Origin of the sequence: Acidaminococcus nyctereutis, assembly GCF_052216985.1 — a bacterium.
In the GTDB taxonomy this organism is placed as follows: Bacteria; Bacillota; Negativicutes; order Acidaminococcales; family Acidaminococcaceae; genus Acidaminococcus; species Acidaminococcus fermentans_A.
This window is the reverse complement of sequence record NZ_JBQOUY010000010.1, coordinates 58047-80720: the sequence shown is the minus strand read 5'-3', so window position 1 is coordinate 80720 and position 22674 is coordinate 58047. Positions and strand designations below refer to the sequence as shown.

Below are 22674 nucleotides of genomic sequence, written 5' to 3'. Positions count from 1 at the left end.
GCTCTCGAAAAACTAGCTTTGATTTTTTAACCTGGTTATCATCCAGGTGACTCGATCTCATCACCGTAAAGGTGACTTGACCCGCACATCTGTCAACAATATTCAGTTCTCAAAGTTCGTCTCGCTGTCTCAGCGACAGCTTATTTATTTTATCAGGAACTTCAATTCTTGTCAACAACTTTTTAAATTTTCTTTTGAAAATATCTAGTTGTCAAAACTGTTCCTGACTGCATTCCCTCTCGAGAATACTTAATTATAATACCACATATAGGAGAATCCTTCAAATTTCGTATGATCTCTTTTATTTTCCTATTTTAAGTTTATTTACTTATATTTTACTTTTATACCTATTTTTTACATTATTTTTCTCTATTTTTCATTTTAATTCTCTCTTTTTTTAAAAGAGCGTTTAATTGTTCGGTATAGTTCGGACAATTAAACGCTCTTTTATTTTATTTATTCCATCATTTAATCTGATTCAGCTTGGCTGCCAAGTTTTCAGCCGAAGGATCATCTCCCGTACAAGTGATGATCGGCTGTTCTCCCATCATGACCGTATCTCCGCTGGCGTAGGCTTCCGGAGCCGTTTTATTGTTGTGATATACTGCCGCCAGATTCCCCATGACAAAATAGGACCGTTCTTTGCTGGACATAGAACCGGTGGCACTGGGAGTGATGAATTCTTTCTTATTCACATATACCACACCGTCTTTGTCATCCACATGTTTATTGCTCCAAGCATTGAGTTTCTTTACATAGTTCTCCCGCCGTTCCGTACAGGTAGGGTGATCGCTCCAATGGATGTTCATATTCCCATATTTTTCCAGGAACCGCTGCCATACCGCTGCTGTAGCGCCTGGATTGTAATTGGTATGAGTGATGTAGTCGAAGGCCAGATTGTCCGCTTCCCACTCCATAGGTTTGGACAGATGGACATTCCGGGTATACGTATACAGCTGTCCAATGGCCCCGCTGGCCATGCCTCCGGTAGCTGCATTGGCCATTTCTGCCAATACCGCCGCATTCAGGGACTTTTTCACCCCTTGGATGGGATGGTCTTTCTGGCCATGGCCCAATTCGTGGCCAATGACCACCGCGATTTCATCATCGGTGGGGAACAGGTTGAAAATTCCCTGGTATACATTCACATTGTGCCCGATGGTACAGTAGGCGTTGGCATCATCATGGGGACTGATGAAATAATGATAGGGCTTCTTGTACACTGTAGGATCCACAGCCCCGATACCGGCGGTTACGTTGCTCATGATGGTATCCAGACGGCTGTTCAGATACTCATCTTCGACCACGCCTTCTTCTTCCTTCATATGTTCGAACCATTCCTGCCGTCCCTTGTCGGTATTGTTGTAGGTCTTATAGACCCCCATGACCTTATCCCGGTACATGGTCCCAGCAATGGCGGTCCCCAGCACATCCACTAACACGCCACCGGCTTCTGCCTGAGGTATGGGCAGTGCTCCAAAAGCAGCCCCCATTGTCAGCACGCCAGCTAAAGCACTCCCCATCAATCGATTTTTCCATCTTTTCATCATGGTTTCCACTCCTTTAAGTTTTGTCCAGCAGTATATTGTTCCTTTCCTGTACAAGCATCCTCCACTGATCCAGGTGCCCATTCAAGGACATAGCCGCAGCCCACCTCCAGTGGATCCGGTCCATACCGATTGTCTCCGGCTGTCCCTCTGGCAAAAAACAGATACAGCATAAAAAGCACGTTCACAAAAGGAATCCCTGTCAAGATCAGACACAGCTCCGGATGACCCAGATCGTGGATCCGACGCAAGACCAGACTGTACCCCGCCACAGTCAAGAAACCGATGCCGGGGACCGTGCAAACGGCAAGGCTCAGGCTAACGGCTCCCAGGATCAAAACAGCGGCATCACTCTTGTCCGTCACGGACATTTTCACAAAGAGAGCCCAGCACACAACAAAGAGTAAAATCAGTCCTACCAAAGTCAGTTGGCGTTTCAGATACCGTTTTCGATTCAACCGGCCGCTGCACTGATAAAACTGTTCCCAGAAGCTTTCTGGGCGGATGATCCATTGTCGGCGTTCCATCCACTCTCCCCCATTTCTCCCTATCTCTATTCCTTTATTGTAAACCAAAACAGACAGTCGGGCCACTCCTTGCCCACTGCCTGCTTTGCCTGCCTGGAAAACGTTTCCTTCGTTACACTCCCAGTCCCATATTCAAATCGATGATGCCCACTGCATACGGAGCGATTTCATATTGACCAAAGACAAAATGGATCTTTCCGTCTCCATCCAGGTAGTAATTTTGGGGTAGTTTTTCTAAGCCTTTGAAATCTTGGAAGAAATAACCGCCCCGCCCATATTCTGTACCCCAGAGCGCCTTGTTGATCTTGGCTAGCGTAAACTGGTCCTGCTGTTTCGGTTCCAGGACCTTTTGCCAAGGCACCAGTTCTCCTGTGCGCAGGTCAAAAGTCTTTCCCAACTCCCAACTGGTTGGATGGGCAGCCCGTTCGATGTAATCGTATCCATAGGTCTGGAAAGAGAGAAACCGTTCTCCCTGATAACTGACCTGATAGTCCACCCGGGATGTCAGTTTTTCTTCCATGGTATTGGCTTGACCATAATTTTTCCGAGAAACAGCCGCCTGTTTTTCAAAATACCGGGAAATTTTCTGAGAGGATTTCGGATTCCCTACCACCCGGACCTGCGGATAATGCAGGATCAGATCCCCTTCCCGGATGACCCGGCTCCTGACAATGACCCCTTGGTGGGCATAAATCACCTGCCCCGGGACATAACTCTGGAGTTCCTGCTCGATCACATGATGAGCTGTCTCTGCTGCCGTCTTTGGCGGCATCTGGGCGGAACCGTCTCTTCCCAGCACACACAAGACCCCTAGGAGCATCCCACAGGCAAGAATACGGATTCTATTTTGGACCATGACACATCTTCCTTTCGCGATTCACCATCATCCGTATTATACAAAGAGTCCTTCCCAGGCGCAAGACGGGAAGGACTTTCATTTTTATTCAAGGGTATATCGGATACTGATCGATTTCCGGCAGGATATGGCCGTTCCGGCAGCATCCCTGGCCGGCAAAAAACGCCATTTCCGGGCGACTTGCAAAGCAGTCCGGTCCAGCCGGTCATAGCCGGAACTTTCCTCCAAGCTAGCAGAAGCTACGCTGCCGTCTACATTGATCAATACCCGGACCACAGGGACTCCTTCTTCCCCTGCTTTGCGGGATGCCAGAGGGTATTCCTTGTCAAAAGGAAGCAGGGTCGCATCGCAGCTCAGGTCCTGTCCAGATGATCCGTTTCCGCCCATTCCTTCCCTTTCTCCGTCCCCTGGCCCGGTGCCCTTTCCGCCCTCTCCAGTTGTCTCTATCCCCGGTTCACCGCCAGCCGCACTGCCCGAAGCAAGACTGGCAGTCTCCCCAAGAATTGCCTCTGTCCCGGGGACCGGCTCGCCCTGCGACTGTACCTTTCCCTGATCATCCACCAAGCTGGGAGCTTCCAAAAGCTGTTCCAGCCGATCATTCCGTGTCCCTGCCTGATTCTTAGCTGGTGCCAGATGGCCGCCCCCACTGACTCCAGCAGAAAACAGCCCTGTATTGCCTTCCTTTCCTCCGCCTGTCCCATTTTCCCCCGGATCAGGCTCTGCAAGATGGACACGGATCGGTCCCAGTGACTTTTCTGGTAAGGACCGCTGGGCATAGAGCAGGGCCCCACCCAGGAATAGGATCACCAGATGCAGTAAAAGAGACAAGCGGAAATAACGGCTCCACTCATTTTTTTCCATGATTCTCTCCTGTGGAAACAGACAGGGAGAAGTCTTTTAATCCAGCCCGCTTCAGCTCTCCCAGTATGCCCATGACCCGTCCGTAACTGACCTCTTTATCGGCCCGCAGGTTCACCATCTGCCCCGGATCTTTTCCGGCCTCTTCAGAAGCTTCCCGGACCAAGGCTTCCACTGTCACAGGATGATCCTGGAACCAAATGGTCCCATCTTTGGGCAAGGTGACTTCCAGGGCAGCCTTCTGCTGGAGGGTTCCCCGTCCTTCCGGCAGTTCCACCGGCACGCCCTTCTGCTGGGTCATATACATGGTACAGACGATGAAGAATATCAGCAGGAGGAACACCATGTCGATCATAGGGGAAATCTGGAGCGAAGGTCTTTTCCCCTCCTTGGAGCGGTGCAGACGGATCATGATCTGTCTCCTTCCTCCCAGGGCATTGTCCCGGCATTTTCCATGAACGCATTGCCCATCTGTTCCACATCGCCCAGTACCCTGTCTGCACGCTGGGAGAAATACGTATGGAAACAAATGGTCCCGATGGCGATCAAGAGGCCGAATACGGTGGTGATCATGGCTTCCGACACCCCAGCGGTGACTCCCAGCGGATTGTCCCACCGGTCGCCCAAGGCCTGGAAAGAAGCCATCATGCCAGTAATGGTCCCTAAAAGGCCTAAGATCGGCGCCAGTGTCACAATCGCGGAAAGATAGTTCAGGCCTTTTTCAAATTGGTCCACCAGCTGCTGGCCTTCCCCCAGGACATAGCTTTCCTTTTCACGAGCCGCCCTAGGCGCCGTCAGCAGCCTTACCCCCAGCCTAGCCTGGGCACCAGGAGCCTGCCGGCTCTCTTGGAGGAGTTTCTCCCAGTGCTGCTGCCGGACCAGCTGACAAAAATCCCGGACATAGCGCCGGCCAGAATCCTCCTTACGAAAAAAAGACCACCGTTCCAGGATGATGGTCAGGGACACTAGGGAACACAGCAGCAGCGGCCACATGACCAGCCCTCCCCGTACAAAATAACTCCAGCCATGCTGCAGCCAATCGATCATTTTATAGTTCCTCCCTATTTTCCAAGATTTTTTTCACCAGTTCTTCCCTTTTGGCATCCCGTTCTGGACAAGCCGCCACCTGGATACTTTCCTTCCCCCACCTGACGCAGAAGGGAGCGCCGTAAGCCCGTTCCAGAAGGGTTCCCTCCAGGACCTCCCCAGGCGTCCCCTGCCCCAGCATCCTCCCTCCGCCTACGAGGAGCAGCCGGTCACAGCAGCGGGCTGCCAGCTCTAGATCATGGAGGGACAGTAGGACAGTCCGTCCGCTCTGTGCCAGCATCTGGCACAGCTGCAATACCACTGCTTCATAGACTGGATCCAGTTCCGCCGTAGGTTCGTCCAAAAGGATCAACGGGGTCTGTTGGATCAGGATCCGAGCCAGCAGGACCCGCTGGCGCTGCCCCCCAGAAAGAGCGGTCACGGGCCGTTCCGCCTCTTTCTCCATTCCCAAGACCGTGAGACATGCCTGGGCCAGTTCCCGTTCCTGTCTATTTTCCTGCTGGTACCAGGCCAGATGGGGATACCGTCCCATCAGGACCACTTCCCCAGCTGTATACCCAAAAGGCAGCTCCCTGTCCTGGGGCAGATAGGCAACCTTCCGGCTCACGGCTGAACGAGGCAGCGCCCCTATGGGCTGTCCATCCAGCAGCAGTTTTCCTCCCAAACATGGCTGGACTCCGGCCAGGGTCCTCAGCAAGGTGCTTTTCCCCGCTCCATTGGGACCGATCAATCCGATGCAGGTCCCTTGCTCCAAAGAAAGATCCAAGTCCGCCAAGATGACCTGCTTCCCATATCCCACCCGTCCTTTTTCCATCGTCAGTTCCATTTCAATATCCTTTCAGCAGTGGTTCCGGCCCCCGTTGGAACAGCATCCTTCCATAAGCCCCATTAGCCATGGCTTGGATGCCATAGACAGCCATAGGAGATGCATCATAGACATACCGGTCCGGCAATGCCACCCGGCGGTCATATCCTTTGACCGTCTGGAGGGAAGAATCCTCAAAAAACTGGGTTTGGAATCTCTCATAATCCTCCTGCTCTTCTCCATAAGGCAGGGAAACCAAGAAAAAATCCGGATCGGCCTGGAGAATGGCTTCACGGGTAAGGAGCTGTCCATTCTTCAGGCCGGCTTCTGCCAAGCCATTCCGGATATGGGCTCGGTGGCACAGGTCATCATACAGCGAACCGCGGCCTCCATAGCGGCTCATGAGAGAGACCAGCATCCCTACGGGTTCTGGTTCCTGGAGGCCGGAAAGGACCGCTTCTATGGATTGCAGCCGCTCCTCCATCTGAGCCATCACCCGCTCCCCGGCTTCCGGATTTCCCACAGCCTGCGCTATGAGCCTTACATTTTTCTGTACCTGTTCCAGATTCTCCGGACCGTAGCAGACTACCACCGGGATCCCCAGTTCTTCTACTTTCTGGATCAGACCGGGATTGGACCAGGCAGAAGCCAGGAACAGGTCCGGCTTCACACGGGCCACCATTTCTGGTGTATAATCCTGCAGCACAGGCTCCCTCCCCCGGGTCTCTTCTGCCACAAAAGAGATCCCCGGTTCTCGGTCCAGATAATATACTCCTGCCATCTTTTCGGCAGGAACCAGCGTCAGCAGGGTTTCATCCAGATGGAGGGAATCAGTCAATATCTTTTGAGGCGGCCGGGGCAGCTGGACCCTCTTCCCCCGCACATCCTCCACCGTATAGCCTCCCGGTTCTGGAGCTGCCATTCCACAGCCGGCAGCCAGCAGTAGAAACAGGATTCCCAGGATCCGCAGCAGTTTCATCTTCGTCCTCCTTTTTGCCTCAAAAAAGGGGCTGTTTTGCTAACAGCCCCCTGGTTCAACTGAAAAAGTGGATCCTTGCCCGTCCCCCTCCCGGGGCCACATAATACAGATCCCCCATCCGCAGTTTTCCATCCACCAATTCGAAATGAGGTGCCACGATATCGCCCCCATCCGATTTGATTTCCACATCACTGAACTTCAGCTGCTTGTACTGGTTGGAAAACGTCCCCTTGATGGAGTTGAATTTGATGATGGCGTAGATTCCCTTGCCCGAATAAAAGGACCCGTAGGTCAAGGTGGACCGGTTGTCTCCATCACAGAGCATTTTCAAATCCAGCTGCACCAACGTCCGGAAATAAGGGATGTTGGTAGCGTCTTCGCTGTGGAGATCATGGCCCATGACATTGACAGTATAGGCTTTGGTATCAATATTGAATCCACCCCGGGCATCGCATTTGCCTTCAAAGATATCCGCCGTCACATTCTGGGCATCGATGTACCCGTTTTCGTATTTGAAGTTCCCTTTGACATTCGTGAATTTCAGTCCCGGCAGATTCAGATCTGGCATGTACAGCTCACCCACGATCACTGGTGCAGGCAAGTCTCCCGTTACACTGGCACTGGCTGTCACCCGTTCCCGGATATTCAGTCCCGTCCCCAAGGAAGAAGGATTCAGTTCCTTGATGCCCAGTTTCAGGTCATAGGTAGAAACCGGAGGCTTCAGATCCACACTGCCCTGGATGTCCACTCCTTTCCCTTCCAGGGTCCCTCCCAGTTCCCCGGTGGAAAAATCAATGGTCAGCCGGTCGCTGCTGTTGTAGCGAAGGTCCGCATTCACATCTTGGAAGGTATGGATCCGCTGTCTGTAGTGTGCGGTCATCCGGCAGTGGTTCAGCTTTACTCGGGCATCCACATTTTTCAGCTTGATGTCGAATTTTTTCTTTTTCCCCTTCTGGGCCGCCGGCTGAGGCAGCTCTGCTGCCCGGATTCCTCGGATATGCATATGTTCCGTGAAAGTCACATTGATTTCAGCCTCATTTAATTCCAGTTCCTGGATGGTCCGAGTGCTGATTTGCTTCAAGACAATATCCAACGGTTTCACCTGGAAAGACCCGCTGGGAATGAACACTCGGTTCCCGTCATGGCTGCCCTTCCATTCCAAGTTTTCAAAGCGCACATGTCCCAGGGGTGTAGCCGTCAGCCGCTCCACGGTAATGGTCCCGTCAAAGAAATGCTGTTTGGCCATTTCCCGGTTGAAGATCTGGGCCGCGTGGATACTGGCAATATAGGCCAGCCACGCCATCACTAGGACGCTGGCCAGTACGCAGAGCAGGGCACCTTTGATTTTTCCCCGGTGTTTCTGCAGATAGGCTCTCATGGTCTTACCGCAGAGCAGTGACCGCTTCCTGCATATCCGGGGCCCCAAAGACAAAGGATCCCGCCACCAGCACATCAGCGCCCGCTTCCCGGCAGGCTTTGGCCGTTTCACCGTTGACCCCGCCGTCTACTTCGATCAGCGTTTTCAGATCCCGTTCCCGGATCATCTGCTTCAGCCGGCGGATCTTATCTACACTAGCTGGGATGAATTTCTGGCCGCCGAAGCCGGGGTTCACACTCATGATCAGGATCATATCTGCATCAGGCAGGATTTCCTCGATCTGGCACAGGGGGGTAGCCGGATTCAGTGCCACGCCGGCCTGGATTCCCTTGCTGTGGATAGTCTGGATCAGCCGGTGGAGATGATGGGTGGCTTCCGCATGGACACAGAGCAGGTCAGCTCCTGCCGTGGCAAAACTGTCCACATAGTTCTCCGGATTCTCCACCATCAGATGGCAGTCAAAGAACATCTCCGTCCGTTTCCGCAGGCATTTGACGACAGGTGCCCCAAAGGTCAGGTTGGGGACGAACTGACCGTCCATTACATCGATATGGCACCAGTCAGCCCCCGCATCCTGGATACGGGCCACTTCTTCTCCTAGGCGGGAAAAGTCAGAAGACAAAATAGAAGGTGCAATGATGGTCATGATCTCTTTCCTCTTTTCTTGGCATCCGCCAGTTCTTGACGGATCGTACAATAGGAAGCATAGCGGCTGGAAGCGATTTCGCCCCGTTCCACCGCCGCTTTGACTTCACAGTCTGGTTCATGGGTATGGGAACATCCGGTAAACCGGCAATGGCCTTCCCGAGCCCGGATTTCCCGGAACCCGTCTGCCGCCGATGCCATGTCCAATTCCGACAGGTCGATATTCCCAAAACCCGGGGTATCCACAATGTAGCCCCCGGCAAAAGGCAGCAGTTCGGCAAACCGGGTGGTATGGCGTCCACGGCCGATTTTACTGCTCACATGGCCGGTCTTCAAGGTGAGGGACGGGTCCAGATGGTTCAGCAGGGTAGATTTCCCTGCCCCGGAGGGACCCCCGAAAGCCACCGTCTTCCCCTGGATTTCTTCCAGGATCGGTTCCAGTCCCAATCCCTCTCGAGCCTGGATGGGAAATACCGAGTATCCCAAGGCCCCATAGATGGATTGGAACTGTTCCAGCAAGCCTTCCGGGGCCAGGTCTTCCTTATTGAGGACCAGGGCAGCCGGAATACCGGCGGCTTCAGCCAGAGCCAGCAGTTTGTCCACCAACAGGAAGCTGGGATCAGGGTCTCCGCAGGCAAAGACCGCCATCAGACAGTCCAGATTGGCCACCAGGGGCCGCTGGAGCAGATTCTGCCGGGGCAGGATTTCCCGGATCATCCCCTCCGTACCCTGGGTCTCCAATTCCACCCGGTCCCCGGCTGCCATGATGAACCGTCTCTGCTTCATCCGCCCTTTCACCTTGCAGGTATAAAGCTGCCCATCGTCTCCGGCTACATAATAATACCCGTTATAGGTCTTGATGATTCTCCCAGTTGCTGTACTCACAGGGCTTTATCCTCCGCCAATTCACCGTTCACATAAATCTGGACGCTGGCTCCGGATCCCACATTCACCGTCCGGGTGATCCGGGTCCCAGGGGCTACCGCATCCGAGAAGATGGTCCGGGTACTGCTGTCATCAGAAACGATGATCTTGACGTTCTTTGCACTGCCGCTGCCGGGGACAGTATAGCCGATGGTCCGGGTACTGCCTCCGCTGCTGCCGGAAGTGCTCCGATTTTTCTTTTCCTCCTTCTTGCCAGCAGAAACCACCAGACTCACGGCGGATCCCTTATCCAGTACGGATCCGCTGCCGGGATCGCTGGACAGGACCGTATCCTTTGCCTTGTCGCTTTCTGCCGTCTGGATGCTGCCAATCGTCAGGCCCATATGATTCAGATGGTTCCTGGCTTCCGCTAAACTCATCCCGTCCAGGCTGGGTACCACCGTCTGGTTCCCGCTGATATTCACCACCAGGTCCACGCTAGTCCCTTCGCTGACTTTCTGTTTGGGCGCTATGCTCTGGGACAGCACGGTCCCTTTGGGGGCTCCTGCTTCATACTTCACCGTAACGCTCCCCACTTTCAGTTTGGCTTTTTCCAGCATAGCAGTGGCTTCCGTCAGCGTCTTTTTCTTTAAATCCGGCACTACACCGGGTTCTGGGCCCTTGCTGACCACCAGATGGATCTTCCGCCCGGCCTTGACCCGACTGTGGGCGGCAGGATTCTGTTTGATGATTATCCCCGGGGTCGCCTTGGCATCGTATTCCTCCGTCAGGGTGTAGCCCAGTTTGTCCTTGGTCAAGATGGCCTCTGCTTCTACGATGGTCTTGCCCTTCAGATCCGGCACCGTCACATCTCCGCTGGTATAGCTCAAGATGGCATAGATGACCCCGCTGAGGACTACGATGGCCGCCAGGAAGAAGGCCAGCAGTTTCTTTTTTCCATACCGGTCCAGCCATGTCTCCTTCTCCGGTGTTTCCCCATGTTCCCGCTTTCCGTTTCCTTCCCCGGGATGGTGCCCCGCTGCTTCCGCATTCTGGGACTGGAGCAGCCCATCCAGCATGTCGCTTTTGCTGATGACCATGGTTTCATCGCTGACAGGCTTCTTCCGAGGCTGTGTCCAGGCATCCTCATCCAGCCCCGTATCCCCCAGGAGATGGGTCTGGGCATGCTTCAGATCCATCAGGAAATCATCCGCCGTAGCATACCGCAGCCGAGGATTCTTGGCCAGGGCCTTGGTGATGATATTGTCCAGATAATAGGGGATATCCGGATCGTACCGGCGGGCTGACGGTGTGGAGGACTCCAGGTGCATCCGGGCTACTTCCAAGGGGGTATCCCCGTCATAGGGCAGCTTCCCCGTAAGCATCTCGAACAGCACCACCCCCAGGGAATACAGATCCGACTGGGGAGTCACAGGCTGTCCTGCAGCCTGTTCCGGCGAAAGATAATAGACCGAGCCGATGACATTTTTTTCAGATGCATTACTGGGCTGCCCGAAAGCCCGGGCAATCCCGAAATCCGTGATCTTCGGTACTCCTTTGGTATCGATGAGGATATTCTGGCTCTTCACATCGCAGTGGACGATGGAATGGTCATGGGCCTGCTTCAAGGCGGAAGCGATGCCGATTGCATACCGGACCGCTGTCTTGTAGTCCAGGGCTCCGTTCTCTTCGATCACTTCCTTCAGGGAACGGCCCACCACATATTCCATGACGATATAGTAAATGTCATTTTCATTGCCGCTGTCATAGATATTGACGATATTGGGGTGGGACAGGCAGGCTGCATTGCAGGCTTCCTGACGGAACCGCGCTACGAACTGCTTATCCTGGATGAACTGATCCCGGAGGATCTTGATGCCCACATCCCGATGGAGGACCGTATCATAGCCATGGAACACTTCGGCCATGCCGCCTCCGCCGATTTTGTCAATGATTTCATAGCGGCCATTCAGTGTTATTCTACCTTCCATTCTACAGCCTCCAGATCAATGACAATGAATGAGATATTATCGTCGCCGCCAGCGGTCATGGCTCCGTTCATCAGTCCATCCGCCATTCTTTCCAGGTTACGGTCTCCCAGGATCCGTTCGATTTCCGCTTCGGAGATCATATTGGTCAGTCCATCGGAACAGATCAGGAGCTTCTGGGCTCCATCCAGCAGGATCTCAAAGGTATCCACCTGGACCTGAGGATCCACCCCGATGGCCCGGGTGATCATGTGCTTCTGGGAAGAGGCTTCCGCTTCTTCTGGGGTCATCTGTTTCTGCCGCACCAATTCTGCCACATAACTGTGGTCACTGGTCACCTGGCGCAGCGTCCCCTCCTGCCATACGTAGATCCGGCTGTCTCCCACATGGGCCACAAAAGCACTGTGGGGCGTGGGCAGATAGACTGCCGTCAAGGTCGTCCCCATCCCAGTGAAATTTTCCTTCTCCTGGGAAAGTTCCCAGATTTTTTTATTGATATTCTGGATGCTCCGTTCCAAAAATGGAAGGATTTCCTTTCTCTGCAGTCCTGACAAATCCAGACGGCTCAGCTGGTGGACCGCTTCATAGCTGGCTACTTCCCCCGCATCTGCTCCGCCCATGCCATCGGCAATGGCATACAGATCCGGTTCCCGTACCAGGATGCTGTCCTCATTATTGGGACGCACCATTCCCCGGTTGGTCCGGCTCACTGCTATCATTTATTCCTGTGCCTCCTTTAATGCACTGGCCCGCAGCTGGCCGCAGGCCGCATTGATATCCTTTCCCATTTCTTTCCGGACGGTCACATTCAGCCTGCGTTTCTTCAGCAGCTGAAAGAACCGGTCCACTGCTCCATCGCTAGGACGGGCAAACCCCTTTTCCGGGACTGGATTGGCCGGGATCAGGTTGATGACACATTCCTTGTGCTCCAGAGCATCTGCCAGACGACGGGCATCTTCCAGCCGGTCATTGATCCCTGCCAGGAGGATATATTCATACATGACTTGGCGGCCATTGCTCTTTTCATAGGCATCCGCTGCCTGGATCACGTCCGGATAGGGATACTTCCGATTGATGGGCATCAGCCGGTTCCGCAGTTCCTGGGAGGCTCCATGCAGAGAAATGGCCAGGTTGATGTTCCGGCCCTGTGCCGTCAGTTCCTTGATCCCCGGCACCACCCCGCAGGTAGAAATCGTCATATTCCGATAGCCGATGCACTGGCCCTGGTCACTGTGGAGGATATCCAGGGCCTTGAGCACGTTTTCCAAGTTCAGCATAGGTTCTCCGCTGCCCATGACCACCACCCGGCTTACCCGTTCTCCCTGAGGCTGGAGCCCGCTCTGGAAGAAGTAGAGCTGGGCCAGGATTTCTGCCACCGTCAGGTTCCGGACAAAGCCATGGAGCCCACTGGCACAGAAAGCACAGTTCATCGCACAGCCCACCTGGGACGATAAACAGACGCTGTAGCCATAGTCGTGGTGCATCAGCACTGTTTCCACCGTGGCGCCGTCCGTCAGTTCCAGGAGCACCTTGTGGGTCAGTCCATCTTGGGACTTGTATTCTTTCAGCACCTTCACTTGGGCCGTGGCAATGGTATACCGGTCTGCCAGCTGCTGCCGGGCTTCCTTGCTCAAGTTGCTCATCTGGGCAAAATCCACAGCAGCCTTTTCATAGAGCCAGCGGAACACCTGCTCCGCCCGGAATTTCTTCATGCCCAGGCTGGCCAGTTCTCCTTGGAGCTCCTCCCGTGTCAGGCCCATGATTTCTTTTTTACACATGGTGTGTTCTCACTTTCGTTTGGCAAAAAGACAAAGATAGAACCCGTTGATGCCGTCCCTCTGGGGCAGGATCTGGAGTTCTTCCAAGCTCTCTCCGGTCACCGGATGGGAAAAGGACACAGGGATGAACTCTGGATGGTTTTCCAGGAACCACTTCCGCACCCGGGTATTTTCATCCTGTTCCAGGGTACAGGTGCTGTAGAGCAGCCGTCCGCCTGGTTTTACATACCGGGCCCCATTTTCCAGGATTTTTTTCTGCAGGGGCGGGAATTGGCTGAGAGACCGTTCGTCCTTGGTCCACCGGGCTTCTGCCCGCCGATTCAGCACACCCAGTCCGCTGCAGGGAGCATCCACCAGGACTCGGTCCGCTGACTCTTCCCAGTCCGGGACAAAGACGGTCCCATCCTGTTTTTCTGTCCGGATGCACTGGATTCCCAGCCTCCGGGCATTCTCCCGGACCAGTTCCAACTTATGGTCATACAGATCCAGAGCCAGGATTTCCCCCCGGTCCTGCATCTTCTGGGCCAAATGGGTGGTCTTTCCCCCCGGAGCACTGCACAGATCCAGGACCCGGTCCCCAGGCTGGGGATCCAGGACTGCAGCATCCAGCATCGAGCTTTCATCTTGGATGTAGATATCCGATCCGAAGGACTCCACTAGGGTATCCAGGGAAGGCAGGCTGTCACAGATGAGACCGTCAGGAGACCAGCAGGAAGGACGGGTCCCGATGCCCTTTTCCGCCATTTTTTCTTGGAGACCATCCCGGCTATCCCGGAGCGTATTGACCCGGAAGGAAAAAGCCGGACGGGCATTGTCGAATTCACAAATTTTGATGGCTTCAGCCAACCCATAGCGGAATTTCCACCGCCGTATCAGCCATTCTGGGTGGTAATATTCCAGGGCGATCCGTTCCAATTCCTGTTCCGGTCCCTGAGGGAATTTCCACTGGTCCTTGGTCCGAGCCAGCTGCCGCAGGGCACCGTTCACCAGTTTTGCGGCCCCTTCATGGACCCATTTCTTGGCCAGTTCCACACTTTCATTGCAGGCTGCAGAAACCGGGATCCGGTCCAGATACAGCAGCTGATAGGCTCCCAGACGCAGGATTACCAGGACCAAAGGATCCAGTTTCCGCAGAGGACGGTTCACCACCTTGGCTAGGTACCAGTCCAGGGTCCCCAGGGTCTTGACCGTTCCATAGACCAGCTCTGTAGCCAGTTTCCGGTCAAGGAGAGACAGGGAAGCCCTGCGCAGGCCCTGGGCCAATGCCAGATTTGCATAAGCTCCCTTGAGAAAGATCTGTTCTAAGATCAACAGCGCAGTTTCTCTTGGATTCTTTCCAGTTTCTTTCATGATCCTTCCTCTTCCAAAATAAAAGACCGTATGGCCTCTTCGATTTTTCCCATATCCGCCCGAGTATTGAAACAAGGGCCATTCGGCCGTTCATTCAGTACCCCGATGACCGGCAGGGGAAACACATCTTGGATCCCGCTGGTCAGATCCCGTTCACAGGCCACTGCCAGTATGGCTTTAGGACGGGCCTTTTTCACAGCCTGCCGGGCCAGGGTCCCCCCTGTAGCAATGGCCACATGGACCCCATACTTCTGTGACAGAGCCAAAAGCTGCCCCACTCCGCAGCGGCCGCATTGATGGCAGTTGTTGATATCCCGGGTCACTTTATAAGGACAGGTATCCAGCTGGATGCAGTGGGGTGTCAGGATCAGCAGACGGCTAGCCGGCACCCGGATATGCTGGCGCCGGACCAGATGGTTGCTCACTTCGATAAAGGACTGTTCCACTCTCCGTTTGGAAATACCCATCATCTTCCCCAGGAAAATGGCTAAGGGATATACAAAATTGATGATATGCCACGCCCAGAAATAAAAGAACCGGATGGTAGGAAAGCCCAGGATGGCCAAGACGATTCCCACGATCCCGGAGCAAAGGGCCAGGATGAGCAAAAGCAGCATCCAGCCTATGACCTGGGGCAGCCAGGGATGGAGCTGGGTCAGCCCTGGCACCATGATCTGCCACAAACCATAGGCTGCGCCGGCCGCCAAAAGGACGGCCAGGGAAGCCAGTGCCATGAAAAGCCGTTTCTTCGGCCGAAATCCCATACCCATGATCTATACCAGCCTATCCCCTGGTTTGACGTGCTTGCCGTTGACAAAAGGAGCGGCTGCCATCCGTTTCTTTCCCTCCGGCTGACATTCCAAGATTTCCAGGCTGCCCTTTCCACAGGCCACCCGGAACCCTTTGGGATCTGCTTGGAGCACGGTCCCTGGAACCTCCTGGCTGCAGGTTTCCAGCACGCGGCTCTTCCAGACTTTCAGCCGTTTCCCATCAGGCAGCAGGGTAAAAGAACCCGGCCAGGGATCGAAAGCCCGGATCTGATCGTGGAGTCCTTCTGCCGTCCTGCTCCAATCCAGCTTTTCCATATCCCGGGTAATGAGGGAAGCATAGGTAGCTTCTTCTTCCGGCTGGGGAACTGCCTGGATGTTTCCCTTCACCAAACGAGGGATGGTGTCCAGGAGCAGCTGCGCCCCTTTTTCCTTCAGGATATCATGGAGTTCTCCCTGGGTCATTTCCTGCCCCACTGGCACAGATACTTTGCTGAGCATGGCACCTGTATCCATCCCCACGTCCATCTGCATGATGGTCACACCGGCTTCTTTTTCTCCCTTTAAGATGGCATAGTGGATGGGTGCTGCCCCCCGATACTTCGGCAGCAGGGAAGCATGGACATTGATGCAACCATACCGGGGCAAATCCAGCAAAGCTTTGGGCAGGAACTGTCCAAAAGCAGCGACTACGATCAATTCTGGACGGATTTTCTCCATCTCCGCCTGGAATTCCGGAGTTTTCACCCGTTCTGGCTGGAGCACCGGAAGGCCCTGGGAAAGAGCATATTCCTTCACAGGGCTCATCATGACCTTATGGCCCCGCCCTTTGGGACGATCCGGCTGGGTGACTACCGCCGCGATTTCATAGAGACCGGCTCTTACCAGGGCTTGCAGGCTGGCCGCAGCAAATTCCGGTGTTCCCATAAATACGATTTTCATACGTTTTCTTCCTTTGGTTTTGCAGAGAGGCTGAGGGCCTTGTCAATGAACAGGATCCCCTCCAGATGATCGCATTCGTGCTGGAGAGCCCGGGCCAGGAGCCCTTCTGCCGTCAGCCGGTAATGATCTCCCTTCCGGTCCTGGAAATGGACGGTGATCTGGGCCGCCCGCTTGACTTCTCCTTCATAAGAAGGAACGCTGAGACAGCCTTCGGAATCCACAGCTTCTCCTACTGGATCCGTCAGTACCGGATTCACGAATTCCCGGATGCCTGCCCCATCTCCGGCATCGATGACCACCAGCCGTTTGCTGAGACCGATCTGAGGCGCAGCCAAACCGCAGCCATTGGCTGCATACATGGTTTCTGCCATATCCTTCAGCAGACGGCCCAGTTTTTTATCGAAACGAGTGACAGGGGCTGCCTTTTCCCGGAGGATCGGAGCCCCCACTTTTACAATATCATAGATTGCCATATTTCATCGACTCCTATCACAATTTTACTCTCTATTATACCATAGGACATAGAAAAAGGGGGGTGTGAAAAAAATTCACACCCCCCAGTCGCGGGCCGCGGGTCACGGCTCGCGACCCGCGACCCCAACAAGGGGCTGTTGCCCATGCAACAGATCCCCCTACACCACACTCATAGGATCCACATCGAAATACACATTAGCCATTTCACGGTAGGTGGACTGCCAGAGCCATTCTTTCACCGGCTTCATCCGGGGGCTCTTCAGCAGCACATTGATCCGGTAGATCTGGTTCACCCGTGCCACGATGGCCGGAAAAGGTCCCAGGATCTCCAACGGATGCCCACTTTCCATTTTCCAGGCCTCCAGGGCGTTCACCAGGCGCTGGGCGGTAGCCAGGGCTTCCTCTTCCTTTTTGTGGAGTACTGTGACCTTCAGCATCCGGACAAAAGGCGGATACTGCAATTCCTTCCGCAGTGCCAGTTCCCTTTGGGCAAAACCATCATAATCCTGCCGGGCCGCCATCTGGAGGATGGGATTCTCCGCGTCATAGGCTTGGAAGATCACCTGACCCGGTCTATCTCCCCGTCCAGCTCGCCCAGCGGCCTGGGTGAGCAGGGCGAAACAGCGTTCTCCGCTGCGGAAATCCGGCAGATTCAGCTGGGAATCGGCACTGAGCACCCCCACCAGCGTCACGTTGGGGATATCATGGCCCTTGGCCACCATCTGGGTCCCCAGCAGCACATTATAGTCCCCGCTGCGGAACGCCTGGAGGATCCGGTCATGGGCGAATTTTTTCCCAGTAGAATCCTGGTCCATGCGCAGAGGCTTCACTCCCTGACACAGGTCCCGGATCTCCGTCTCTGCTTTTTCCGTCCCGGTCCCAAAGAACCGGATCCGGGGACTGCCGCAATGAGGGCAGCGGGTGGGGACCGGTTCCGTATGGCCGCAGTAATGGCACTCCATCAGCTGCTCCCTGGCATGGTAGACCAGAGATACCGCGCAATTGGGACAGCTAAGAGATTCTCCGCAGTCCCGGCACAGGACAAAAGTCGAGAATCCCCGCCGATTCAGGAGGATGATGGCCTGTTCACCCTTTCCCACCGTAGTCTCCAACCGGGAACGCAGGACATCGGAAAGGACGCTCCGGTTCCCCCGCTGCAGCTCTTCCCGCATATCCACAATGGATACTTGGGGAAGATGGCTTCCAGCTTTGGCCCGATGGGTCAGCCGCAGATGGGTGTAGATGTCTTTTTCCGCCAGATAATAGGATTCCAGGTCCGGTGTGGCAGATCCCAGGACCACCGGGACCTTCCACTGATGGGCCCGGTACTGGGCCACCAGACGGGCATGGTAACTGGGCCGTTCCTCCTGTTTGTAGGCTCCCTCGTGTTCTTCATCGATGAGGATCAGACCCAGCGCAGAAAAGGGACAGAACACCGCAGACCGCACTCCGATCAGCACCCGGGCCTGTCCAGAACGCATCCGGCACCATACATCCGCCCGTTCCCCAGAGGAAAGCCGGCTGTGTGCCACAGCCACGGCCGCCCCGAACCAGGCTTTGAAGCGTTTGACCACTTGCCCAGTCAGGGCGATTTCCGGCACCAAGACCAGGACCTGCCGACCTTCCTGGAGGGCCTTAGCCGTGAGACGCAGATAGACTTCCGTCTTGCCGCTGCCAGTGATCCCCTGGAGGAGAAATGTCCTGGCTTCCCGCTTTTCCTCTGCCGCCTCTACTGCCAGGATGGCAGCCTGCTGCTCTTCTGTCAATTCCAGGATTTCTTTGGGAGCTTCCAGTCCCTGGTAGCTGTCCCGGAGGATCCGCCGGCGCCCTTCCGAGAGCCATCCCTTCCGGACCAGGTTCCGCAATACCTCCGCCGAGATGCCCTGTTGTTCCAATGCTCCAGCACTCAGCTCTTTCCCCCATGGCAAAAGGCCCAGGGCAGCCTTCTGGCTTTTGCCCCGGACCTCTCCGTTCCCATTTGCCGCCAGCCCTTCCGGTGTTATGGCAAAGGTCCGTTCGGTTTTCTCCCGCAATTTATATTTTACGTCATAGGACAGGACAACAGCCTGCCGGGTGATCAGCCCTTTCAGGGCATCTTCTCCTCCAGGCAGCTGGCGGATGGCTTTCCTGGGCAGAGGTCCCTTCAGCGTCAGGAAGTCATACAACTCCTGTTCTGCCGGGGAAAGTCCGGCTGCTCCAGGTACGGTCACATATTTCCCCACTGCTGCCAAACTGCGTTTACCTGGGATGAACAGGCGCAGGGCTTCGGCCAGCGCACACAGATAATATCGGGACAGCCAATAAGCTGTAGCCAGCATCTCGTGGTCGAACCAAGGCTCCGTCCCTACCACATCGGCGATGTCTTTCAGCTCCCGGGTACAGTCTGGTTCCCGGTCCTCTTCCACGATGAACCCTTCCAGCAGCTGCTGGCCGAAAGGCACCACCACCCGCCAGCCCTGGTCCAGGAAATCCAGGGTTTCCGGGACATGGTAGGTGAACTGCCGAAAGATGTTTTTGGCCGGCAGATTGATGGCAACCTTTGCGTATTCCATCTTATTCCAGTGCTTTTTTCAGCACGTCCACTTTATCCAGCCGTTCCCAGGGCAGATCCACATCGGTCCGGCCGAAATGGCCATAGGCCGCCGTCTGCCGGTAAATGGGGCGGCGCAGATCCAGGCTCTTGATGATACCCGCCGGGGTCAGGGAAAAGTTCTTTTCGATCAATTCCACGATCTTGTCTTCGGGAATGGCCGCCGTGCCAAAAGTATTCACACTGATGGATACAGGGCGGGCCACCCCGATGGCATAAGCCAGCTGGATCTCGCACTTTTTGGCCAGACCGGCAGCCACCACATTCTTAGCCACATACCGGGCTGCATAGGCGGCACTCCGGTCCACCTTGGTAGGATCCTTCCCAGAGAAGGCCCCGCCTCCATGCCGGGCCATGCCCCCGTAGGTATCCACGATGATTTTCCGTCCTGTCAAGCCGGAATCCCCTTGGGGGCCGCCGATGACGAAACGGCCGGTAGGATTGATATGATAGATGGTCTCTCCATCCAAGAGATCCGCTGGCACCACCGGCCGGATGACCTGTTCCAGGATATCCTTCCGCAGCTGTTCCATGGAAACATCCGGGCTGTGCTGAGCTGAGACCACGATGGTATCCACCCGGACCGGTTTGTCCCCATCGTATTCCACGGTCACCTGGGTCTTGCCGTCCGGACGGAGATAGGACAGGGTCCCGTCCTTGCGCACCTGAGCCAGCCGACGGGCCAGCTTATGAGCCAAGGAAATGGGCAGCGGCATATATTCCGGCGTCTCGTCCGTGGCATAGCCGAACATCATGCCCTGGTCCCCGGCACCGATCCTTTCCGTCTCATCCTGGGCACCCTGTTTGGATTCATCGGATTCATCCACGCCCTGGGCAATATCCGGAGACTGTTCATCGATAGAGATCAGCACGCCGCAGGTGGAACCATCAAAGCCATATTTGGCGCGGTCGTAGCCGATATCGATCACCGTCTGCCGGGCGATCTTGGCAATATCCACATAGCAGCTGGTGGAGATTTCTCCTACAATATGGATCTGGCCGGTAGCCACCAGGGTTTCGCAGGCGACTCGGGCATCCGGGTCCTGTTCCAGGATGGCATCCAGTACCGCATCAGAGATCTGATCGGCGATTTTATCAGGATGGCCTTCCGTAACTGATTCAGACGTAAAAACTTTCTTCATTTTTTCCTCCTTACAAAAAAAATACTCTCAAACATGAGAGTACCTATAGGACTCTCATCTTACAATCGACAGACCGCATTGCAGGAATTAGCACCGTTGGCCCAAGGCCATGGTTGCTGTGGCTTCATTGGGCCATTCCCTCCGCCACTCTTGATGAGCAATATGTGATTTTGCTTTGTAATTATAACAGATACAGTAGCAAAACACAAGCTGGACCCACTCAATAGTGGACCACATCCTGCTCTTTCTGGATCTTTGCCAAGATGGGACGGGCTGCCTCACTCTGGAGGAAGTCCCAAGTCGTAGGAGGGACCTGCTCCCGGACCCCTTCCCAGTTGCCTTCCTGGATGGCTTTCCGTACGGTGGAGGCGCTGACCACTTCCCCCTGTTCCGCCCGGCGGGGGACTACGATGCATTGGATCCCGGCTTCTGGCAGACGCTGCTGCATCACCTGGTTGTAGAGGCCAGTGACTACGCTGGTAGGTTCTTCCCCCACATACCGGGAAGTAATGCCCAGCCGATGGGCGATTTTCGTAAAGATGGCCAGATCCAGGTTGGCATGGCTGGCGATCACGGCTTCTGCATCCTTCTGGAAATAGCTGGGGAATGTAGCCTGACTGATGATATAGGGCCCGCTGTCATGGTACCGGATGTTGGTCAGATGACGGGTCCCCTCCAGGATGAGTTTTTTCCGCACCGCATAGGGAAACAGGCTGGCATCTTCGCTGACCATGAAAAGATGTACTGCATCATTTTCCCCAGCAGCCTTTTCCACCAGATACTGATGCCCCAAGGTAAAAGGATTGGCATTCATCACGATGGCTGCCACTTTCAGTGCATCGATCCGGCTTTGGGCCAGCTGATCCAGATAACTGGAAAACCCATCTTTCCGATTTTCCATGAACACGATCTGGTCTTCGATCCGGGCAATTTCATAGAAGCCCAGATCTCCAAAGAATTTGGCCGAGCTGCACTTGGTATAGAGGAATAGATGGAGATGGCCCCGTTCATACTGGATCTGGACCAGATGGGAAACGATTTCGTTCATCAGCCCTTCGCCCTGATGCCGATGATCCACTGCCATACAGCGCAGGGTATTGCCAAAACAGCTACCGGTAGCAATGGCCTGATAGTCGCTGTCAAACATCACACAGGTATAATCCAGATTGGCATCCCGCCGGATCCCTTCCTGTTCCAACAGTGCATCCACTTGGGCATTGGTCCGTTTATCGGAAGGATATACTTGGGAAATAAAATAATCAGACATCATTTGTCTCCTTCTGGTTTTAAAGTCACCCCATTATATCACAAAAAAGGGTTGGGCTGCGTTGGTCCGCCAACTAAGATCTTTCCTGGCAAAAAAAAAGGCTGTACAGACCGCCGACATCGATCTGTCGGCAATCTTGTACAGCCTTTTTTATCCACACCAGTATCTGAATACAGTTACCGGGCTCTCTTATTTTGCAAAGTAACGGGCCAGCAGGCCATCGAATACGCGGCCATGACGGGCTTCGTCCTTGGCCATTTCATGGACGGTATCATGGATGGCATCGTAGCCCAGCTGTTTGGCCAGGGTAGCGATTTCCTTCTTGCCAGCGCAGGCACCCTGTTCAGCAGCAGCCCGCATCTCCAGGTTCTTTTGGGTGCTGTCGGTGACTACTTCACCCAGCAGTTCTGCGAATTTGGCTGCATGCTCTGCTTCCTCGAAAGCGATCCGTTTGTAGGCTTCCGCCACTTCCGGATAGCCTTCCCGGTCAGCCACCCGGCTCATGGCCAGATACATGCCTACTTCGGAACATTCGCCGGTGAAGTGCTGACGCAGGCCTTCCAGCACCCGTTCATCCACGCCTTTGGCAACGCCGACCACATGTTCATCGGCGTATTCCTTGACGCCTTCTTTCAGTTCATCGAATTTATCTTTGGGAGCGCCGCACTGCGGGCACTTTTCCGGAGCTTCTTCGCCTTCATAGACATAACCGCACACTCTGCAAATGAACTTTTTCATGATATTGCCTCCCCTGATTTACACAGTTTACAAGATTTTGTATTTGTTAATATTAATTATCTCTTACGGTTATTATTATAACAGACTCTTAAAATAATGCAAGTCTTTTTGGAAAATATTTTTCCATTTGAT

22 protein-coding genes and 1 riboswitch are annotated in these 22674 nt (G+C 54.5%); all 22 genes read right to left on the bottom strand.

Going from position 1 to position 22674, the window contains the following annotated elements:
* Positions 1–464: 464 nt before the first annotated feature.
* Positions 465–1550, bottom strand: a complete 1086-nt coding sequence (locus tag ACTUHY_RS06785; RefSeq protein ID WP_442827109.1) for a M48 family metallopeptidase — start codon at positions 1548–1550, stop codon at positions 465–467.
* On the bottom strand, positions 1547–2074 hold the full coding sequence (locus ACTUHY_RS06780) for a DUF805 domain-containing protein (RefSeq protein ID WP_442827108.1): 528 nt from the start codon (positions 2072–2074) through the stop codon (positions 1547–1549). The genes ACTUHY_RS06785 and ACTUHY_RS06780 overlap by 4 nt, the downstream gene beginning before the upstream one ends.
* A gap of 112 nt (positions 2075–2186) precedes the next feature.
* A complete protein-coding gene (locus ACTUHY_RS06775; RefSeq protein ID WP_442827107.1) occupies positions 2187–2873 on the bottom strand; it encodes a DUF3298 and DUF4163 domain-containing protein in 687 nt (228 codons plus the stop codon).
* A 141-nt stretch (positions 2874–3014) separates the two neighbouring features.
* Positions 3015–3791, bottom strand: a complete 777-nt coding sequence (locus ACTUHY_RS06770) for an energy transducer TonB (RefSeq protein ID WP_442827106.1) — start codon at positions 3789–3791, stop codon at positions 3015–3017.
* Positions 3778–4200, bottom strand: a complete 423-nt coding sequence (locus ACTUHY_RS06765; protein WP_442827105.1) for an ExbD/TolR family protein — start codon at positions 4198–4200, stop codon at positions 3778–3780. Before ACTUHY_RS06765 ends, ACTUHY_RS06770 begins: the two co-directional genes overlap by 14 nt.
* Positions 4197–4835 (bottom strand): MotA/TolQ/ExbB proton channel family protein, encoded by a 639-nt coding sequence (locus tag ACTUHY_RS06760; protein ID WP_442827104.1) that lies wholly within the window; start codon positions 4833–4835, stop codon positions 4197–4199. Before ACTUHY_RS06760 ends, ACTUHY_RS06765 begins: the two co-directional genes overlap by 4 nt.
* A 1-nt stretch (position 4836) precedes the next feature.
* Complete coding sequence (locus ACTUHY_RS06755; RefSeq protein ID WP_442827103.1) at positions 4837–5661, bottom strand: ABC transporter ATP-binding protein; 825 nt, start codon at positions 5659–5661, stop codon at positions 4837–4839.
* A 1-nt stretch (position 5662) separates the two neighbouring features.
* Complete coding sequence (locus tag ACTUHY_RS06750) at positions 5663–6619, bottom strand: ABC transporter substrate-binding protein (RefSeq protein ID WP_442827102.1); 957 nt, start codon at positions 6617–6619, stop codon at positions 5663–5665.
* Between the two features lie 55 nt (positions 6620–6674).
* Positions 6675–7997, bottom strand: a complete 1323-nt coding sequence (locus ACTUHY_RS06745) for a translocation/assembly module TamB domain-containing protein (RefSeq protein WP_442827101.1) — start codon at positions 7995–7997, stop codon at positions 6675–6677.
* A 4-nt stretch (positions 7998–8001) separates the two neighbouring features.
* On the bottom strand, positions 8002–8643 hold the full coding sequence (rpe, locus tag ACTUHY_RS06740) for a ribulose-phosphate 3-epimerase (protein WP_442827100.1): 642 nt from the start codon (positions 8641–8643) through the stop codon (positions 8002–8004).
* Entirely contained in the window at positions 8640–9527 is an 888-nt protein-coding gene (gene rsgA, locus ACTUHY_RS06735; protein ID WP_442827099.1) for a ribosome small subunit-dependent GTPase A, read from the bottom strand. The genes rpe and rsgA overlap by 4 nt, the downstream gene beginning before the upstream one ends.
* Positions 9524–11497, bottom strand: coding sequence for a Stk1 family PASTA domain-containing Ser/Thr kinase (pknB, locus tag ACTUHY_RS06730; RefSeq protein ID WP_442827098.1), 1974 nt, complete (start codon positions 11495–11497; stop codon positions 9524–9526). Before pknB ends, rsgA begins: the two co-directional genes overlap by 4 nt.
* On the bottom strand, positions 11482–12213 hold the full coding sequence (locus ACTUHY_RS06725; protein ID WP_442827097.1) for a Stp1/IreP family PP2C-type Ser/Thr phosphatase: 732 nt from the start codon (positions 12211–12213) through the stop codon (positions 11482–11484). Before ACTUHY_RS06725 ends, pknB begins: the two co-directional genes overlap by 16 nt.
* Positions 12214–13272 (bottom strand): dual-specificity RNA methyltransferase RlmN, encoded by a 1059-nt coding sequence (gene rlmN, locus ACTUHY_RS06720; protein ID WP_442827096.1) that lies wholly within the window; start codon positions 13270–13272, stop codon positions 12214–12216.
* A 9-nt stretch (positions 13273–13281) separates the two neighbouring features.
* Positions 13282–14622, bottom strand: coding sequence for a 16S rRNA (cytosine(967)-C(5))-methyltransferase RsmB (rsmB, locus tag ACTUHY_RS06715; RefSeq protein ID WP_442827095.1), 1341 nt, complete (start codon positions 14620–14622; stop codon positions 13282–13284).
* A complete protein-coding gene (locus ACTUHY_RS06710) occupies positions 14619–15392 on the bottom strand; it encodes a DUF116 domain-containing protein (RefSeq protein WP_442827094.1) in 774 nt (257 codons plus the stop codon). Before ACTUHY_RS06710 ends, rsmB begins: the two co-directional genes overlap by 4 nt.
* 3 nt (positions 15393–15395) lie before the next feature.
* Positions 15396–16331 carry a methionyl-tRNA formyltransferase gene (fmt, locus tag ACTUHY_RS06705; RefSeq protein WP_442827093.1) on the bottom strand — a complete coding sequence of 312 codons (936 nt, stop codon included), beginning with the start codon at positions 16329–16331 and terminating at the stop codon, positions 15396–15398.
* Complete coding sequence (gene def, locus ACTUHY_RS06700; protein ID WP_442827092.1) at positions 16328–16804, bottom strand: peptide deformylase; 477 nt, start codon at positions 16802–16804, stop codon at positions 16328–16330. Before def ends, fmt begins: the two co-directional genes overlap by 4 nt.
* Positions 16805–16963: 159 nt before the next feature.
* Positions 16964–19357 (bottom strand): primosomal protein N', encoded by a 2394-nt coding sequence (gene priA / locus ACTUHY_RS06695; protein WP_442827091.1) that lies wholly within the window; start codon positions 19355–19357, stop codon positions 16964–16966.
* Between the two features lies 1 nt (position 19358).
* Positions 19359–20537, bottom strand: coding sequence for a methionine adenosyltransferase (gene metK / locus ACTUHY_RS06690; RefSeq protein ID WP_442827090.1), 1179 nt, complete (start codon positions 20535–20537; stop codon positions 19359–19361).
* 51 nt (positions 20538–20588) lie between these two features.
* A riboswitch (SAM riboswitch) is annotated at positions 20589–20697 on the bottom strand.
* Between the two features lie 60 nt (positions 20698–20757).
* Positions 20758–21807 (bottom strand): [citrate (pro-3S)-lyase] ligase, encoded by a 1050-nt coding sequence (gene citC, locus ACTUHY_RS06685; RefSeq protein ID WP_442827089.1) that lies wholly within the window; start codon positions 21805–21807, stop codon positions 20758–20760.
* Positions 21808–21993: 186 nt separating this feature from the next.
* Positions 21994–22542: a ferritin family protein gene (locus ACTUHY_RS06680; RefSeq protein WP_278674420.1), complete on the bottom strand. Its 549-nt coding sequence runs from the start codon at positions 22540–22542 to the stop codon at positions 21994–21996.
* Between the last annotated feature and the right edge of the window lie 132 nt (positions 22543–22674).

Bases quoted from the DNA above. Each gene is read 5' to 3' on its own strand.
- pknB (WP_442827098.1), bottom strand. From the start codon at position 11,497: ATGGAAGGTAGAATAACACTGAATGGCCGCTATGAAATCATTGACAAA.
- ACTUHY_RS06725 (WP_442827097.1), bottom strand. From the start codon at position 12,213: ATGATAGCAGTGAGCCGGACCAACCGGGGAATGGTGCGTCCCAATAAT.
- fmt (WP_442827093.1), bottom strand. From the start codon at position 16,331: ATGAAAATCGTATTTATGGGAACACCGGAATTTGCTGCGGCCAGCCTG.
- metK (WP_442827090.1), bottom strand. From the start codon at position 20,537: ATGAAGAAAGTTTTTACGTCTGAATCAGTTACGGAAGGCCATCCTGAT.
- ACTUHY_RS06755 (WP_442827103.1), bottom strand. From the start codon at position 5,661: ATGGAACTGACGATGGAAAAAGGACGGGTGGGATATGGGAAGCAGGTC.
- ACTUHY_RS06785 (WP_442827109.1), bottom strand. From the start codon at position 1,550: ATGATGAAAAGATGGAAAAATCGATTGATGGGGAGTGCTTTAGCTGGC.
- ACTUHY_RS06760 (WP_442827104.1), bottom strand. From the start codon at position 4,835: ATGATCGATTGGCTGCAGCATGGCTGGAGTTATTTTGTACGGGGAGGG.
- citC (WP_442827089.1), bottom strand. From the start codon at position 21,807: ATGATGTCTGATTATTTTATTTCCCAAGTATATCCTTCCGATAAACGG.
- ACTUHY_RS06710 (WP_442827094.1), bottom strand. From the start codon at position 15,392: ATGGGTATGGGATTTCGGCCGAAGAAACGGCTTTTCATGGCACTGGCT.
- ACTUHY_RS06745 (WP_442827101.1), bottom strand. From the start codon at position 7,997: ATGAGAGCCTATCTGCAGAAACACCGGGGAAAAATCAAAGGTGCCCTG.
- rsmB (WP_442827095.1), bottom strand. From the start codon at position 14,622: ATGAAAGAAACTGGAAAGAATCCAAGAGAAACTGCGCTGTTGATCTTA.
- def (WP_442827092.1), bottom strand. From the start codon at position 16,804: ATGGCAATCTATGATATTGTAAAAGTGGGGGCTCCGATCCTCCGGGAA.
- ACTUHY_RS06750 (WP_442827102.1), bottom strand. From the start codon at position 6,619: ATGAAACTGCTGCGGATCCTGGGAATCCTGTTTCTACTGCTGGCTGCC.
- ACTUHY_RS06780 (WP_442827108.1), bottom strand. From the start codon at position 2,074: ATGGAACGCCGACAATGGATCATCCGCCCAGAAAGCTTCTGGGAACAG.
- priA (WP_442827091.1), bottom strand. From the start codon at position 19,357: ATGGAATACGCAAAGGTTGCCATCAATCTGCCGGCCAAAAACATCTTT.
- ACTUHY_RS06680 (WP_278674420.1), bottom strand. From the start codon at position 22,542: ATGAAAAAGTTCATTTGCAGAGTGTGCGGTTATGTCTATGAAGGCGAA.
- rpe (WP_442827100.1), bottom strand. From the start codon at position 8,643: ATGACCATCATTGCACCTTCTATTTTGTCTTCTGACTTTTCCCGCCTA.
- ACTUHY_RS06770 (WP_442827106.1), bottom strand. From the start codon at position 3,791: ATGGAAAAAAATGAGTGGAGCCGTTATTTCCGCTTGTCTCTTTTACTG.
- rlmN (WP_442827096.1), bottom strand. From the start codon at position 13,272: ATGTGTAAAAAAGAAATCATGGGCCTGACACGGGAGGAGCTCCAAGGA.
- ACTUHY_RS06765 (WP_442827105.1), bottom strand. From the start codon at position 4,200: ATGATCCGTCTGCACCGCTCCAAGGAGGGGAAAAGACCTTCGCTCCAG.